The 16,504-nt window shown below is 60.4% G+C and carries 15 protein-coding genes; all 15 read right to left on the reverse strand.

Annotated features, from left to right (window positions below; translation table 11 throughout):
* Position 1: 1 nt before the first annotated feature.
* Complete coding sequence (gene lpxA, locus GR212_RS07565; protein WP_163985865.1) at positions 2-817, reverse strand: acyl-ACP--UDP-N-acetylglucosamine O-acyltransferase; 816 nt, start codon at positions 815-817, stop codon at positions 2-4.
* The gene (gene fabZ, locus GR212_RS07570; RefSeq protein WP_163985866.1) at positions 814-1,287 is read right to left on the reverse strand and encodes a 3-hydroxyacyl-ACP dehydratase FabZ; all 474 of its coding nucleotides are present in this window, start codon (positions 1,285-1,287) and stop codon (positions 814-816) included. The genes lpxA and fabZ overlap by 4 nt, the downstream gene beginning before the upstream one ends.
* On the reverse strand, positions 1,280-2,347 hold the full coding sequence (gene lpxD / locus GR212_RS07575; RefSeq protein WP_163985867.1) for a UDP-3-O-(3-hydroxymyristoyl)glucosamine N-acyltransferase: 1,068 nt from the start codon (positions 2,345-2,347) through the stop codon (positions 1,280-1,282). Before lpxD ends, fabZ begins: the two co-directional genes overlap by 8 nt.
* Positions 2,348-2,399: 52 nt before the next feature.
* Positions 2,400-4,733, reverse strand: a complete 2,334-nt coding sequence (gene bamA / locus GR212_RS07580) for an outer membrane protein assembly factor BamA (protein WP_163985868.1) — start codon at positions 4,731-4,733, stop codon at positions 2,400-2,402.
* A gap of 198 nt (positions 4,734-4,931) precedes the next feature.
* A complete protein-coding gene (gene rseP / locus GR212_RS07585; RefSeq protein ID WP_163985869.1) occupies positions 4,932-6,605 on the reverse strand; it encodes an RIP metalloprotease RseP in 1,674 nt (557 codons plus the stop codon).
* Positions 6,606-6,629: 24 nt separating this feature from the next.
* Positions 6,630-7,463: a phosphatidate cytidylyltransferase gene (locus GR212_RS07590; RefSeq protein WP_163985870.1), complete on the reverse strand. Its 834-nt coding sequence runs from the start codon at positions 7,461-7,463 to the stop codon at positions 6,630-6,632.
* Positions 7,463-8,209: an isoprenyl transferase gene (locus GR212_RS07595; RefSeq protein WP_163985871.1), complete on the reverse strand. Its 747-nt coding sequence runs from the start codon at positions 8,207-8,209 to the stop codon at positions 7,463-7,465. The genes GR212_RS07590 and GR212_RS07595 overlap by 1 nt, the downstream gene beginning before the upstream one ends.
* Positions 8,210-8,317: 108 nt before the next feature.
* Complete coding sequence (gene frr / locus GR212_RS07600; protein WP_163985872.1) at positions 8,318-8,878, reverse strand: ribosome recycling factor; 561 nt, start codon at positions 8,876-8,878, stop codon at positions 8,318-8,320.
* A 55-nt stretch (positions 8,879-8,933) separates the two neighbouring features.
* The gene (pyrH, locus tag GR212_RS07605; RefSeq protein WP_163985873.1) at positions 8,934-9,653 is read right to left on the reverse strand and encodes a UMP kinase; all 720 of its coding nucleotides are present in this window, start codon (positions 9,651-9,653) and stop codon (positions 8,934-8,936) included.
* A gap of 134 nt (positions 9,654-9,787) precedes the next feature.
* Positions 9,788-10,714, reverse strand: a complete 927-nt coding sequence (tsf, locus tag GR212_RS07610; protein ID WP_163985874.1) for a translation elongation factor Ts — start codon at positions 10,712-10,714, stop codon at positions 9,788-9,790.
* 378 nt (positions 10,715-11,092) lie between these two features.
* Complete coding sequence (rpsB, locus tag GR212_RS07615) at positions 11,093-11,860, reverse strand: 30S ribosomal protein S2 (RefSeq protein WP_092845161.1); 768 nt, start codon at positions 11,858-11,860, stop codon at positions 11,093-11,095.
* A gap of 186 nt (positions 11,861-12,046) precedes the next feature.
* Positions 12,047-13,153 carry a substrate-binding domain-containing protein gene (locus tag GR212_RS07620; RefSeq protein WP_163985875.1) on the reverse strand — a complete coding sequence of 369 codons (1,107 nt, stop codon included), beginning with the start codon at positions 13,151-13,153 and terminating at the stop codon, positions 12,047-12,049.
* A complete protein-coding gene (locus GR212_RS07625; RefSeq protein WP_163985876.1) occupies positions 13,153-13,770 on the reverse strand; it encodes a 5-bromo-4-chloroindolyl phosphate hydrolysis family protein in 618 nt (205 codons plus the stop codon). The genes GR212_RS07620 and GR212_RS07625 overlap by 1 nt, the downstream gene beginning before the upstream one ends.
* Before the next feature lie 7 nt (positions 13,771-13,777).
* Positions 13,778-15,352, reverse strand: a complete 1,575-nt coding sequence (locus GR212_RS07630) for a substrate-binding domain-containing protein (protein WP_163985877.1) — start codon at positions 15,350-15,352, stop codon at positions 13,778-13,780.
* Positions 15,353-15,356: 4 nt separating this feature from the next.
* On the reverse strand, positions 15,357-16,433 hold the full coding sequence (locus GR212_RS07635) for a toxic anion resistance protein (RefSeq protein ID WP_163985878.1): 1,077 nt from the start codon (positions 16,431-16,433) through the stop codon (positions 15,357-15,359).
* Positions 16,434-16,504: the final 71 nt, after the last annotated feature.

Here is a 16,504-nt window from a genome sequence, read left to right on the forward strand (position 1 = left end):
GTCAGCTCTTGCCGCGATTGGGCGACGACAGCGCGCGATCGCTATCGGCTGCAATGAAATCCAGGATCTCGATCACTTCCTTGCAATCGGCATATTCGTCACGGATCGCGGCAGCGTTGTCACGGATCGAGCCTTCGCCTTCGAAGATGGTCTTGTAGGCGCGTCGAACCCTGTGAATAACCGCGCGGTCTATGCCTGCACGCGACATGCCGACAATATTGAGGCCGGAAAGCACACCCGGATTGCCGTTCAACATGCCGTAAGGGATGACGTCGTAGCTCGCAGCCGAAAGGCCGCCGATGAAAGCCTGCCGTCCGATGCGGGTGAACTGATGCACCGCGCAGCCGCCACCCAGAATGGCGCGATCCTCGACGACCACATGCCCCGCCAGCATGACGTTGTTGGACATGATGACGTTATTGCCGACGCGGCAATCGTGAGCGACATGGGAATTGGCGAGGAACAGATTGTTGTTGCCGACAATCGTCTTGCCGCCGTAGTCCGCCGTGCCGGTGTTGATCGTCACGCCTTCGCGGATCGTGCAGTTCTCGCCGACATCAAGCGTCGTCTCCTCGCCGCCGTGATGAACGCTCTGCGGGTCGCCACCGACAACGGCCATCGGGAATATCTTCGTTCCCTTGCCGATCGTCGTGCGGCCGGTAACGACAGCATGCGTCAACAGATGGACATTCTCATGCAAGACGACCTTGGGACCGACATGGCAGAAAGGTCCGACCACGACGTTTTCGCCGATGATGGCACCATCCTCAACGACCGCGAACTTATGAATGCTCGCGCTTTTTGCGATGCTGCTCATGCCTCGTCCTGATCCTTCCTCACGATCATCGCACCGATATCGGCTTCAGCGACCAGAGAGCCATCGACCTTGGCATCGCAATGGAACTTCCAGATCGTACCGCGCTGCTTCAGCTTGACGACATGGAATTCGACACGGTCGCCCGGAACGACCGGCTTGCGAAAGCGGGCGTTATCGATCGTCATGAAATAGACGAGGTTGCCGCCGATGCCGTCCTTCCGCGCGCAAATCGCGCCTGCCGTCTGCGCCATGCCTTCGATAAGCAGAACGCCCGGCATGATCGGGGAACCCGGAAAATGCCCCGTGAACTGCGGCTCGTTGGCCGTCACATTCTTGATGCCGATCGCGGAATTGTCACTATCGATCTCGATGATCTTGTCGACCATCAAGAACGGATAGCGATGCGGCAAAAGCTTCATAATTTCCAGAACGTCAGCCGACGACAACGACGCCTTGGCTTCCTCAGTCATGCTCAGCACTCCCGTCTTTCTTGTCCCTGGCTCCTGACCGCTTCGCGATCTCCGCCGATTCCCTTAGAAAATCCCATAGGGGCCGTGCTGGAAGACCAGCGTAACGCTCGCCCGCCGGAATACTGTTCATCACACCGCTCTTGGCGCCGATCTGTACGCCATCGCCGATGTGGATATGACCATTCAAACCCGCCTGACCGCCGATCTGCACACCGTCGCCGATCACCGTGCTGCCGGCGATGCCGACCTGGCTGACGATGGCGCAATGGCGTCCAATGCGAACGTTATGTCCGATCTGGACCTGATTGTCGATCTTGGTGCCTTCGCCGATCACGGTATCGTCCATCGTACCGCGATCGATCGTGGTGTTGGCGCCGATCTCGACATTATCCTGGATGATAACCCGGCCGATCTGCACGATCTTCACCATGCCGCGCGGACCCGGAGCATATCCGAAGCCGTCCTGTCCGATGCGCGCGCCGTTGTGAATGATGACGCCATTGCCGAGATAGGCACAGAGCACGCTCGCGCCGCCGCCAATGCTGCAACTACGCCCGATCTTCACGCCCGGCCCGATGAGGGCATTTGCGCCGATATACGTACCCTCGCCGATGTCGGCGCCTGCGCCGATAACCGCACCCGGCTCGACACTTATATTAGCCTCAAGCTTTGCCGTGGCATCGATAGTCGCAGCAGGCGAAATCGTTCCCGGGTTCGGCGTGAACACCACCGGGCGCATGGCTTCCGGGTGCAGCAAGCCGCCGACAATGGCAAAATCCGTATGCGGCTTCCTGGACAGAAGCACCGGGATATGTTCGGGAACGAAAGATTTCAGTGCCGGCAGGCAGATGATGGCCGAAGCCTTGCACGTCTCCAGCTCAGCACGATTCTTCCGGGAAAGGATATAACAGATATCACCCTCGCCTGCCCGGTATACGGGGGCGATAGACCTGATGACGACCTCCGAAGAGGCCGCATCGGCAAGTTCCGCCCCAAGATGCTCAGCCAGTTGCTTTAAACTGACGCCAGCGTGGGGCGGGAAAAAATCAATATGTTCCATAAGCACCAGCTCCAGAAACGGTGTTTAAGCCCGCAGTTCTGGACTGCCGATATCAGAACTGGTTGGCGATGCCAAACCGGAAATTCTCAACCTTATCGTAGTCTTCCTTGAGAACCGGCACAGCATAGTCAACGCGGATGACACCGAACGGCGACGACCAGATCAGGCCCGCGCCAAGCGAGGCACGGATCGAGCTGTCGTTATGAAGCGTATCGCCGAAGAGATCCGCCTTGTTGCCGTAGAGAGTGCCCGCATCGGCAAAGGCTGCGATACGCAGACCGATATCCTGCGGAACACCCGGCATCGGCATGCTCGCTTCAGCCGAAGCGGTCACGTAGGTCGTACCACCGAGCGGGTCGCCATGCGACGAACGGGGGCCGATACCGGCATTCTCGAAGCCACGGATTTCACGGCCGCCGAGGGTGAACTGATCGAAGACGTTCAGCTTGCCATCCGTCGGCATCACGTAACCGGCACCGACCGTCAGCGAGCCGATGATATCGGCTTCGTCGCTGATCATCTGGTAGTAACGGGCCTTACCGCTCAGCTTGTAGAAATCGGAGTCGCCGCCGAGACCCGCATATTCATGCGTGAACTTGGCAATAAGACCTTCACGCGGCAGATTCTGATCGTCCAGCGTGTTGTAGGTGAACGTCTGCGAGATCGTCGACTGCACCCAAGGACCGTTCTCAACGAGGTTGAGGTACGGAGCCGAAAGATTGTCCTGCCAATCATTCGTGCCGTCATAGGTCAGGCGCTTGTAGTTATAACGCAGCGTCGTTGCCAGGTTCTCGGTGATCGGCGCGGTCACGCGCAGCGAGAAACCTTCTTCCGAATAGTCGTAATAATCGTCGCTCGACGTCTGGTTCTTGAAGATATCGAAACCGGCAGCCAGGCGATAGCCAAGGAAGTAAGGCTCGGTGAACGAGATGTTGTAGGTACGGTTACCTTCCGTACCGGCACCAGCGGCGATACGGATGTACTGGCCGCGACCGAGGAAGTTCTTTTCTTCGACCGAAGCTTCGAGCAGCAGGCCACCGTTGTTGCCGACGGCGTAACCGGCACCGATACCGAACGAGCCGGTCGGCTGGTCTTCGACGTTGACGATAACGACCACGCGATCCGGGGCACTGCCCTGCGCCGTGGTGATGTCGACCTTGGTGAAGTAACCCAGCGCATCAAGGCGACGCTTGGCACGCGTGATCATTTCCTGATTGAAGGCATCGCCTTCGTTGAGGTCGAATTCGCGGCGGATGACGTAATCGCGCGTGCGGGTGTTGCCGCGGATTTCGATACGCTCGACATAGGCGCGCTCGCCCTGATCGACCAAGTATTCGATACCGATGGTGTGACCGGACAGATCACGGTTGCCACGCGGCGTAATGCGAGCGAACGGATAGCCCGCGGATGCTACGCGCTTGGAAATGTTCTCGATCGAAGTCTGGATGTCCTTGGCGCTGTAGACGTCACCCTTGTGGGTGATGACAAGACCCTTCAGCTCGTCGGCATTGACGCCGTCGACCGTCGAGATGACGTTGATGTCGCCGTAGGTGTAGCGCGGACCTTCATCGACATTGAAGTTCAGCGTGTATTCGTTGTTCTGCTCGTTGAGCGTCGCATCGGCGCTGACGATGCGGAAGTCGGCATAGCCATGGTTGTAGTAGAACTGACGCAGGGCATCCTGGTCGGCTTGCTGGCGATCAGGGCTGTAAACGTCCTTACGGGTCAGGAACGACAAGAAGTTGCTCTTCTTGGTGCTGATGACCGAAGCAAGGCGACCGCTGCCATAGGCTTGATTGCCCGAAAAGTTGATCTTGTCGATCTTGGTGCGATCGCCTTCGTTGATGACGAAAGCCACATTGAGGCGGCCTGGCGAAACCTCGGCGGTCTGCGTCGTCACCTGCACGTCGTTACGACCGATGGAGGCGTAGGCATCCTTGATGGTCTTGATATCGGCCTGGACGGTCGCTTCGTTGTACGGACCCGCGGAATGGGTCTGAACGATACCTTCGAGCTTGTCGTCCTTGATCTTGCGGTTGCCGTTGAAGACAACGGCGTTGATCAGCTTGTTTTCCTTGACCGATATGACCAGGGAGCTGCCCGAAACGGTAATGTGGACATCGGAGAAATATCCGGTCGCGTAGAGCTGCTTTACCGAAGCATCGATGTCACCGGGGGAGAAGCTCTTACCGGGCTTGATCGTGATATTGTCCCGAACAGCAGCCTCGCCGACACGTTCAGCACCACGAACGTCAACCCGCTGAATGACAGCTGCTTCCGCGACTGAGGCAGAGGCAAGGGTGACAACACCAGCGCCCGACGCAACAACACTAGCAGACAGCGCTACCGCCGACACTGCGTTCAAAAATCTTGAACCAGCCTTCATTTCACTTCTTACCTTTTTTCAATCGTCCCCAGCCCCGAGCGAACCCGATTCCGGCCACGTGTGTCGTTTTACCCGCTTTTGACATACAAGCAAGGGAGCACGTTAATTTCTGTTTACTTCATTTCAAAGCGTGGCTCATTCGCCACTACAGCTTTGAAACATCGTAAATAAATCGTAATTTCCTCTCTCGTTGCCCCACTAGCCTATCCGGGAACTAATATCGTTCCAGGTCGCAAACACCATGAGCGAGAGCACCATCGCAAATCCAATCCGGAAAGCGATATCCTGTGCCCGTGCACCCAGAGGTTTTCCCCTTACGGCTTCAATCGCATAGAACATCAGATGCCCGCCATCAAGTACCGGCACCGGCATCAAATTTAATAACCCTATTGAAACAGAAAGTATGGCTGCAAATTGTAGCACCGCGGAGAAACCCAGGGTTGCCATTTGCCCGGACAACTGCGCAACCCGAATCGGACCGCCGAGCTGATCGGCCTTCATGTATCCGCCGATGACGTTGCCGATATAATCGAAAGTGCCGGAGACGATGCTGCCGGTCTGCTTCACGCCTTCGGCAAGCGCCCTGAGCGGCCCGTATGCTTCGTAACGCAGCTTGATCGGCGTCTGGCCATCCGTGATGCCGATGGAGGCAATCTCCGTCTGGGCGCCAAAGACATCCGTCTCCTCGGACTTCCGCGGCGTCACCGTGACATCGCGCGTCTGGCCGTCGCGTTTGACCGTCAGCGTCATGGATTTGTCGGCATGCGCCGCGGCCAGGCGCTGCACCTCGCCGATGGAACCGATATCCCGTCCATCCACAGAAAGAACGCGTTCACCGACTTCCAGACCCGCCGCCTGAGCCGGGCTGTCGGATGCGATCGACGCAACCAGCGGGTCGATCGGCGCAATGCCGATGCTGCCGACATCCTTCTTGTCGCCGGATGCATCCGTATCGACCAGCGTCTCGGCCACAATCGGGAAATCGCGGATCACGCCGTTGCGCTGTATCGTCAGCACGATGCTTTTGCCTGGGCGCTCGGCCACGTAACGACCGATATCGTAGTAGGTGGCAACATTGTTGCCATCTACCGCGATCAGGCGATCCCCGGCCTGCACGCCGGCCTTTGCCGCCGGACCACCCTGCTCTACCGCAGTCACGACCGGATCGACGAGCGCAATACCGATGCGGCCCATTTCCATCTTGTTGCCGAACTGATCGGTGTCCTCGATGAGCTTCGGTACGATCCGGAAGTCGCGATTCTGACCGTCGCGCTCGACGGTCAGCACGATCGTGCGGCCGGGCCGCAAACCGACATAGCGCTGCACTTCGTCGAACGTGGATACCTTGGAGCCATCGATGGCAACGAGGCGGTCGCCGGGCTCGATACCAGCCTCGGCGGCTGCGCCGTCACGCGTCACCATCGCGACGACGGGATCGGCGACGGTGCGGCCGTAGATGCTGAAAAGCACCGCAAAGATGGCAATGGCGAGAAGGAAATTGGCAATCGGACCGGCGGCGACCGTTGCAGCCCGCTTCCAGAGCTTGGCTCCGGCGAAGGACTGGGCGCGCTCCTCTTCCGTCATGGCCAAGAGCTGATCCACATCGGTCTTGCTGGAGGCATCCTCGTCGCCGAAGAATCGCACGTAACCGCCAAGCGGGATGAGAGAAAGCTTCCAGCGCGTGCCGTGGCTGTCGGTAAATCCGACAATCTCCGGGCCGAAGCCGATCGAGAAGGCCATGACCCGGATACCCGACCAGCGGCCGATCAGATAATGACCCATCTCGTGCACGAAAACGAGCAGCGACAGGACGAAGACAAACGTGATGACGTTGTTCGTCAAGAAACCGATGAAGCCAGCCGCGCTACCCATGCAACGATCCTGTTCGTGTTAATTTCAGACCCCGAGCAGAACGCCGCCCAATGAAAAGGTCTCGCCGCTCATTGTCAGCGATATTACGATAGCCAACAAAAACGCTGCAAAACAAGCAAAAATTAGTCCGTCGACCCGATCCATCACGCCGCCATGGCCGGGAATCAGATGACTGGAGTCTTTCACACCAAACTTGCGCTTGATGAACGACTCGAACAAATCGCCGATCTGGCTGCATACGGACAGTACCAGGGCAAGGACGGGAATCCTCAGATCATCGGCAGAAAAGAAGCTCCAGACGACAGCCGTTCCCGCGATGACAGCCGCGATGGCGCCGCCGATCGCACCCGACCATGTCTTGCCCGGCGATATGCGCGGGGCAAGCTTCGGCCCCCCGATGGCGCGGCCGACAAAATAGGCGAAAATATCGGTTGCCCATACCGTGGCGAAAACAAACAGCATCAGCACGAAGCCGCGCAGATCGTCATCCCGAATCTCGGCAAGCGCGATCGCCGTCAATCCGGCATAGAATATGCCGCCCGGCAGCCACCAGCTTTTACCGCGAACGCCGACCATGACCGCCGTTACGACGACAAAGGCGGCCAGGACTTCGATGGAATAGACGGATTCGCTCAGGACCGTCGCGCCGGCGATCAGGACAAGCCCGAGCCATCCGAGGGCGTTGCCTTGCGGATCGCGACCGTGCAGGTCGGTTATCGTCGACCATTCGTAATAGACGAGAAGACCGATGGCCGCCGACAGAAAGCGAAAGCCGAGGCCTCCGAACCAGGTGGCCGCGAGAACGATGACGGCAAGGACTATGCCGGAAACAATGCGCAGCCTGAGTTCACGACTCATCAGGACCCCACGGCCGCCGCCTGCTTGGCGGAAAGGCCGCCAAAGCGCCGGTCGCGCGCAGCATATTTCTCAAGCGCGGAAAAGAAGAGATCACGGCTGAAGTCCGGCCAGTAGTCCGGCACGAACATGAATTCGGAATAGGCTGCCTGCCACAACAGAAAATTCGAGAGCCGCTCCTCGCCGCTTGTGCGGATAATGAGGTCGGGATCGGGAATTCCGGCGGTGTCCAGGCGGGCATCGACGAGGTCCGGGGTGATGTCCTGCGGGCGCAAACGCCCGGCCTCCACGTCTTTTGCGAGGCTTGTGAAGGCGCGCGTGATCTCGTCACGCGAGCCATAGTTGAAAGCTATGACCAGTGTCAGGGCCGTGTTGTTCCTGGTGGTCTCTTCCGCTTCGAGCAGCAAGGGCAGGACGTCGCCGCGCAGGCTGCTGCGATCGCCTATGACGCGGATCCGCACGTTCTGCCGATGAAGTTCGGCAAGATCGCGGCGGATGAACGCCTTGAGGAGGCCGAGCAGATCGCTCACCTCCGCTTCGGGGCGGCGCCAGTTCTCGGAGGAGAAGGCGAAAAGCGTCAGATATTTTATGCCGATATCGCCGGCTGCCCGCACCGTCTCGCGAACGGCCTCCACGCCCTTGCGATGGCCCATGGTGCGCGGCAGGCCGCGCGCATTGGCCCAGCGACCGTTGCCATCCATGATGATGGCAACATGTTCGGGTACGACAGAGAACGTAGGATCTGACATATGGGTCCGGTTTCGTTCGGCGGAAGGATGCTCTGGTCTCGTAATCTAGGGCGCCACCGCCGCTTTCAATATTGTCAAATCGAAAGCGCGACACTCCCCGGCATACGATTAGACCTGCATGATTTCCTTTTCTTTATCGGCTAGCAAGCGGTCGACTTCCGAAATCGTCTCATCCGTCATCTTCTGCACACGTTCGGAGAGAGAGCGGCTCTCGTCCTGACCGATTACGCCGTCTTTTTCGGCCTTTTTGAGGCCGTCCATGCCATCGCGGCGGACGTGACGAATCGCCACTTTCGCTTTTTCCGCGTATTCATGGGCAACCTTCACCAGCGAACGGCGGCGCTCCTCGTTGAGCTCCGGCAGCGGGATGCGCAGGTTCTGGCCATCGATGATGGGGTTGAGGCCGAGATTGGATTCGCGGATGGCGCGCTCGACGGCGCCGACCATGGCCTTGTCCCATACCGATACGGTCAGCATGCGCGGTTCCGGCACGGTGATATTGGAAACCTGGTTCAGCGGCATGCGCGAGCCATAGGCTTCGATCGTGACCGGATCCAGAATATTGGCGGACGCGCGCCCGGTGCGCAGCGAGGCGATGTCGCTCTTGAAGGCCGCAATGGCGCCGTCCATGCGACGCTTCAGTTCCTTGAGATCGGTGGCTTCACTCATGTCTATGCTCCCCTGTAACAAGGCGACGCCGGTCTCACCCGGCGCCACAGGAATGTCAGTTGTCTGATACGATGGTCTTGCGGCCGCCGCCGGTCAAGATTTCCGCGAACCCGCCTTTCTCGTGGATGGAGAAGACGATGATCGGAATCGAGTTTTCCCGCGCAAGCGCGACGGCGGCGACGTCCATGACGGCCAGCCCCTTTTCGAGCACCTGACTGTGGGTCAGATGGTCGAAGCGCTCCGCATCGGGGAACTTCTTCGGATCGGCGGAATAGATCCCGTCGACCTGTGTGCCCTTGAATATGGCCTGTGCGCCCATTTCCGCGGCGCGCAGCGCGGCCGCCGAATCGGTGGTGAAAAACGGATTTCCCGTGCCGCCGGCGAAGATCACGACACGCCCCAGCGAGAGATGATAGAGCGTGGCGCGCTGCGAGAAGCTCTCGCAGATCTCAGGCATGGAAATGGCCGAGAGCACGACGGTCTCGATGTCGAGCTTGCGCAGCGAGGTTGCCAGCGCCAGCGCATTGATGACGGTTCCGAGCATTCCCATGTGGTCGCCGGTCACGCGGTCTCCGCCCTTGGAGGCCACTGCGACACCCCGGAATATGTTGCCGCCGCCGACCACGACACCGACCTCGACCCCCATGGCGCGCGCCGCCGCGATGTCGGACGCGATCCGGTCCGCGACGGTAACGTCGATGCCAAATCCCTGACTGCCCATCAGAGCTTCACCGGAGGCCTTGAGCAACACGCGCTTGTAGATCGGCTGGGTCATGGTAGCTCCTTGAAGTGATCACCGGGGAATGATTGTGAAAGCCGGATACACGAAGGGCACCGCGTTGTCACGCGATGCCCATACGTTTTCCCTGATATGGTTTCACCAATCCGGGATATGTTTCTTTTCGGCGATCAGCCCTTGGCGACAGCCGCAACTTCGGCAGCGAAGTCGGTTTCTTCCTTCTCGACGCCTTCGCCGAGGAGCAGACGGGCCATGCCGACGACTTCGATCGGTGCGCCGGCGGTCTTTTCAGCTTCCTTGAGGGCAGCAGCGACCGTCAGGTCCGGATTGATGACGAAAGCCTGCGAGAGAAGAGCGACTTCCTCGAAGAACTTGCGCATGCGGCCTTCCACCATCTTCTCGATGATGGCTTCCGGCTTGCCGGATTCGCGGGACTGCTCGATGAAGACGTTGCGTTCGCGCTCGGCGACGGCAGCATCGACTTCTTCGGCGCGGATGGCCAGCGGGTTGGTCGCAGCAATGTGCATGGCAACCTGGCGGCCGATCGACGTCAGAACGGCCTTGTCGCCGAGCGACTTCAGGGCGACCAGAACGCCGAGCTTGCCGATGCCGTCGCCGGCAGCGTTGTGGATGTAGGTCGCCACGACGCCGTGTTCGACTTCCAGCTTGGCCGCACGGCGGAGCGTCATGTTCTCGCCGATGGTTGCGATCGCGTCCTTGATGGTGTCGGCGACCGGCTTGCCGGATGCGGGATAGGTCGCAGCCGAAATGGCTTCGACGGTGCCGTTGGTGGACAGCGCAACTTCAGCGATGCCGCGAGCGAGGTCCTGGAAGGCATCGTTGCGGGCAACGAAGTCGGTTTCCGAGTTGAGTTCGACGACAACGGCCTTATGACCGGCGCCGGCAATGGCAACCAAGCCTTCAGCGGCGGTGCGGCCAGACTTCTTGTCGGCCTTGGAGATGCCCTTGGCGCGCAGCCAGTCGATCGCGGCTTCGATGTCGCCGTTGGTTTCGGTCAGCGCCTTCTTGCAGTCCATCATGCCTGCGCCAGACTTTTCGCGCAGTTCCTTCACCAGTGCAGCCGTAATCTCGGTCATAAGCTTCCTCTTTGTCGGTTCATACGGTGCGGCATGCGGTTTTGAGCCGAAGCGGCACCGATTTGAGGGACGAAATGTACCCGTAAGTATGACAGCGTTATGAAGCTGCGTCATACTGTGGAATTCTTGATTGGAACAAGCCTGGATTTACCGCCTACAGCGTCGTGCGTCACGGGTGACGCAGAAAGGTCGCTGTAGCGCTTTAAATCTGCTGCATAATTTTACCCTCAAATCGATTCCGATTTATGGAATTATGCAGCGGGCAAGGCGTTGTGCAAAACGCGATAAGGCCGCTCGAACTTGTTGAAGTCGCAAACGGCCTTATCCCGGATGTCATTGCGCTTGGGCGGACAGTCTACTGCCCGCCGCCAGGCGCGATCAGGCTTCGGTGCCGTCCGCCAAGGTCGGCTCGATCGGGGCTTCCTCGGAAGCGCCGAGGTCACGGCCGGATGCACCCTGCTGGCGAGCGATGCCGTCGATGGCAGCGCGCGAGATCAGGTCGCAGTAGAGAGCGATGGCGCGCGAGGCGTCGTCATTGCCCGGGATCGGATAGTCGATCAGGTCCGGATCGCAGTTCGAGTCGATGATGGCGACGACCGGGATGCCGAGGCGCTTGGCTTCGTCGATCGCGATCTTTTCCTTGTTGGTGTCGATGATGAACATCAGGTCCGGCGTGCCGCCCATGTCCTTGATACCGCCGAGGGCCTTGTCGAGCTTTTCGCGCTCGCGCTCGAGGTTCAGACGCTCCTTCTTCGTGAAGCCCTGGGCTTCGCCGGAGAGGATTTCGTCGAGCTTGCGCAGACGCTGGATCGAGTTGGAGATCGTCTTCCAGTTGGTCATCATGCCGCCGAGCCAGCGGGCGTTGACGTAGTACTGAGCCGAACGCTTTGCGCTGTCGGCGATCAGTTCCGAAGCCTGACGCTTGGTGCCGACGAACAGAACGCGGCCGCCACGGGCAACGGTGTCGCTGACGACCTGCAGGGCGCGGCTCAGCAGCGGAACCGTCTGCGCGAGGTCGATGATGTGGATGTTGTTACGATCGCCGAAAATGTACGGCTTCATCTTCGGGTTCCAGCGGTGCGTCTGGTGGCCGAAGTGAACACCTGCTTCGAGAAGCTGGCGCATAGAAAAATCGGGCAATGCCATGCCTTTGTATCCTTTTCCGGTTGAACCTCCGCAAGGCGAACAGCACCCTCTTCGAGAATGCCACCGGGCGGAAAAATCCGGATTTCTCCCGGACAATCCCATGCCTTACGTGTGGAATGCGGGTGCCCATACATTCGATTCGCCTGGAATGCAAGGTTTTGGGCCGAAAATAATCGCTCTGCGCCCTCAGCTGGCGAGTTTATCGAGCAGCGCCAGCATGACATTGGCATCCGGCATCGGCAATACGGCGTCGATTTCGGCCGGCAGCAGACCGGCAATGGCGCTGTCGGCATCGCCGGTCGCCGTGCCCAGCGGCCCGCGAAAACCGTGCTTGGTCCAGGCCAGCTCCTGCAATCGCGGGCTGGTCAGCGCCTCGATCATGCGGTCTACCTGTTCGTCGATGGCGATGAGCGGATGGGCGGAATAGACGGTCGGGTGCGGATAGAGCACCACGGGCTTGGCGCCGTTGCCGGCCTGGATCCTCTTCCAACGCTGCGGATCGGCGATGATCCACTCCACCAGCTGATTCTCATAGCCGACGATCATCGGCTCCCCGCCGATGCCGCCGGCCAGATATTGCTCGAAGAGCTTGCCCGACGACGACGACTTGAAGCCCATGTTGCGAAAGATGGCCTGTGTCTTGTCTCCGAATTGCGCCAGGCCATCGGCGCTCGCCACGTTGCCGCTCAGCAGGCTCAGCACCAGGCCGGCGAACATGAAGCCGGAGTTGGAACGATTGGGATCGGTCGAAACGATGCGTGCCTGGCCGTAGAGCGAACCGACACCCAGTTTCGACCAGTTCGTCCCGGCAAGCACCGCATCCAGCAGCGCCCTGAGGTCGAGCTGGTGCTGTCTCTCCGCCGTCGTGGTAACGAGGCCCGCCTTGGTCAATCCTTCGACGACGGGCTGCCAGGAATAGACGACGACCGGCGTGTTGAGGATGACGCGGTCGTTGCGGATCTTGATGCCGCCTTGCCGGGCGATATCGACCATGATCGACGAGGAAGGCCAGAGGAAGGCCGGGTTCTGCGACAGAAGCGCCTGTTCGCGCACCATCTCGACCGAGCCGGCAACGCGGCTGTTGATTTCGAGCCCGTGACCGTGCAGGGCCGCAGTCACATCCTCGTCGGCGAGGAACGCCTCCTTCTCGCCGCCGATGAAGCCGAAGAGCCTCGTCCGGTTGCCGAGTAGCCCCTGCAGTTCCGGCCGATCCTTGACCGCGAAATAGCCTCCGGTCCCGGCAACCCCGGCGGCAAGAAGCCCTACTCCAAAAGCGCGGCGGGAAATGGCCATCAGCGTCCTATATCCTCTTTGAGCGAGGCCTGGATGAGGCGCAGCTCCGTATCAAGCGTATCGAGCCTGTCTTCGACCAGGCTATCGGAATAATGCACGAAGGCGTCCTCCAGCTTGGCGAGAACGAGGCCGACCTCCTGCAGGCGCGTCGCATCCGGCAGGCGCTTTGCCTCGATGACCGCGAATCCCTCGGCCACCTCGGCCGCACGCGGCAGATAGTAGCTGAGGAACCGCCTCACCGTGCCGGCGCTTTCCGGATTGGCTTCCACCTTGGCAAAGACGTCGGCGGCGATTTCCGCCAGATGGCGCACCCGCTTCGCCGTTTCCTTGCTGGCGATCCCGGCGGCCGACGCCTCCAGTCTCCGGGCTGCGGGCGCGGCCGTGCTCAACAGGTCGCGGGCAAACTCCAGGCGTCCCCTGCCGATAGCCTTCGCATCCAGCCCTTCGAACAGGCGCTTGGGCGCGAGCGCGAAGATCAGACCGACGAAGACCAAAAGACCGACGAGTGCCGCCATCCATATCGGCATGCCGGCAAGGAAGCTGAGCGCAGGAACGACGAGCGCGGCGGCGAGCCCCGCCACGATCCAATTCCAGTCATTGCCGAACCAGTTGCGCATTCTCGTCCTAGTTATAGCCGCGCACTGCCCGGAATGCGCTGACCAGATCGCCGCGGCCATCGAAGACTCGCGCCGAGGTCTCCTTCGCGAGGGCATCGAGCTGCCGCTTGTCCGCGTCGCCGAAGGTGATCCCGAACACCGGCACATGCGGGCTCACGGATGCCCATCGGTTCATGAAATCATGGTTGGCGTCATCGGACTTTCCATCGGTCATGATGACGATCGCCGGCAAATAGGATGACAGGTCCCGCGTGGTCCTCATCCAGTCAAGAGCGCGGCTTGCACAGGCATACATATCCGTGCCGCCGCCGGCGCGCTGGCGCGAAACCTTGCCGACCAGGGCTTTCTGCTGCTCGGGACTTCCGGTCGCCTCAAGGGTCGTGCGGACATCGGCGTCGAAGGGAATGACCATGATGCGGTCGGCCGGCGTCCACTGCGCCAGCACCTTGCCGGTCTCATCCGGATTGAACAGGAACCGCATGGCCGCCTGCAGCTGCTCTTCGCCCGTGCCCGCCATCGAGCCCGAAAAATCGAGGCAGAGAGCGGTCAGCGACGGCTTGCGCAAGGCCACCTGATAGAGATCGAGCGCCTGGCGGATCACGGCGGGCTCCGGCATCCGGATGGCGGTCACCAGCCGCGTCGGATCGAAATTCCACGCCGGATCCGGTTTGGCGGCGACATCTCCCAGAGGAATGCGGCGGCCGGTATCGGCGATGCGTTTTTGCACCGGCGCGGACCGCAGATATTCCACGAGTTGATTGAAGAAGGTCTCGACCTCCTGCCCCCGTCCGTGATCGACGAAGCCGATCGGCGAATCGGCAACGACGACGCCATCGGCCGGATAAATGGCGTAAAGGGGTTCCCTGCCCATCCCCGCAAGCTTGTCGTTGGTTTCCTTCAGCACCGCCTCGTAGTTCCACATGGCATCGTAGAGCACGCCCTTGCCGGCGGACTCCGTATAGAGATCCGCAAGCCAGCCCGAGGAGCCCGAAGAGCGCTCGACACCGGCAAGCAGCGAGCGCACCGCGCCCTGAACCTCCGGCTGGTCGAGATCGCCGGGCTCGATGACAGGCTTGTTGCCGAGCGCGCTCGACAGCATGGCGAGATAGGCGCTGGCGCCGGAATTGGATTGCGTGGCCGAGGTCATGAGAAACTTCAGCGAGCCGCTCTTCACCGCCGCCAGTATGTCCTTCATGTAGACCGGCTTGCCGACCCAGCCGAGCGCCTCCGCCTTGGATTTGCGCACGCCGAGGATGATCGGCATCTGCGCCACCGACGTCAGCGATTTCACCCGGCGCTTGGCATCGAACATGTCGACCCAGACGCTCGATGCCGGCCAGACGGCATCCTGTTCGACGCCCCGCTCGCTCTGCAGGGCGAGGCCGATATCCAGCGTACCCTCATAGGAGAAGCTGCAGGTCGCCTTCTTTTCCTTGCAGAACTCTTCGACGATCGGCTGCAGCACGGTGTTTTCGGAGCCGGAAACGATGGCGAACTTCGGGCCCTGCCCGCCGACATCGCAGCCGCTGAGCGCAAGTGCTCCAGCCAGCGTCAGCCCGGTAACGAAAGTGCGGATCTTCATGAGTTCACCGCGCCTCGATCATCGCTTTCTTCAGCTCAATCGTCATCTTCTGCATTCGCTGCTCGGCCTCCGCCCGCTTGGCGCGGCCATCCTCCTGCACCTTCAGAACGCCGTTGATCGTGTCGATCAGGTCGCGGTTGGCGGCGGCGAGCGTATCGATATCGACGATGCCGCGCTGCGACTGCTGTTCGATGGCGATCGCCTGGTCCTTCATCATTTTCGATGCCTGGCGGATCATGTCGTTGGTGGCGTCGGTGACCGTCTTCTGCAAATCGAGCGCGGACTTTTGCTGGGTCAGGCCGAGCAGGATCACCATCTTCTGCTTCCAGGCCGGCACTGTCAGCGCCGAGGTCGCCTGCAGGTTTTCGATCAGGGTTTCGTCGCCTGCCTGCACGATGCGGATCTGCGGCAATTGCTGGATGCCGAGCTGGCGGGCCTGCTGCAGGTAGAAAACCCGCTTTTCCAGCCGGTCGAGTGCCTGCAGACTGTCCTGATAGACTTGCGCTTCCAGCATCCCGCCGCCGGGTCCGGCGGAGGCCGCGTCGGCGGCGCTCTTCAGGCGGGGCAGCTCGGTCGCGCGAAAACGTTCGGCAAAATCCTTGCCGGCCTGCACGTAGGCGTCGAGCTGCACGATGGATTGCCTGGTCTCTTCATGCAGGTCATCCAGAAGAGCAATGTCGCGGCGCAGGATGTCCTTGTGACGATCGAGCTCGAGCCCGATGCGATCGATCTGGCCCGCCACGTCCTCGAACTGCTCCTTGAAGCGCTCGAGCCTTGCCCGGAACGAGGAAAACATCCGCGACAGGAAACCCTCGTCCTTCAGGGAGGCCGGATCGAGCTTCTTCGATTTGACGATGATATCGGTCAGCAGCTTGCCGACTTCGCCGAGGTCGCGATTGCGAACCTCGCGCAGGATGCGGTCGGAATAGTCGGAAACGGCTTGCTGGGCACGATCGCCGTAGACCGAAATGCCGGCCCGGTCGCTCAGATCGATTCTATCCCCGATGCGGGCGATTTCCGCCGGATCAGGGACGACCGGCAATGTGCCATTGGAACCGGTGGAGATATCGGCATTGCTCATAGGTCGTGCTTTCCTGTCCATAAACACGGAGCCGACCGCAAATATTTCCAATCGCCCCCAAGACGATCACT

The organism is Martinezella lusitana (assembly GCF_010668395.1).
GTDB classification, from domain to species: domain Bacteria; phylum Pseudomonadota; class Alphaproteobacteria; order Rhizobiales; family Rhizobiaceae; genus Rhizobium; species Rhizobium lusitanum_A.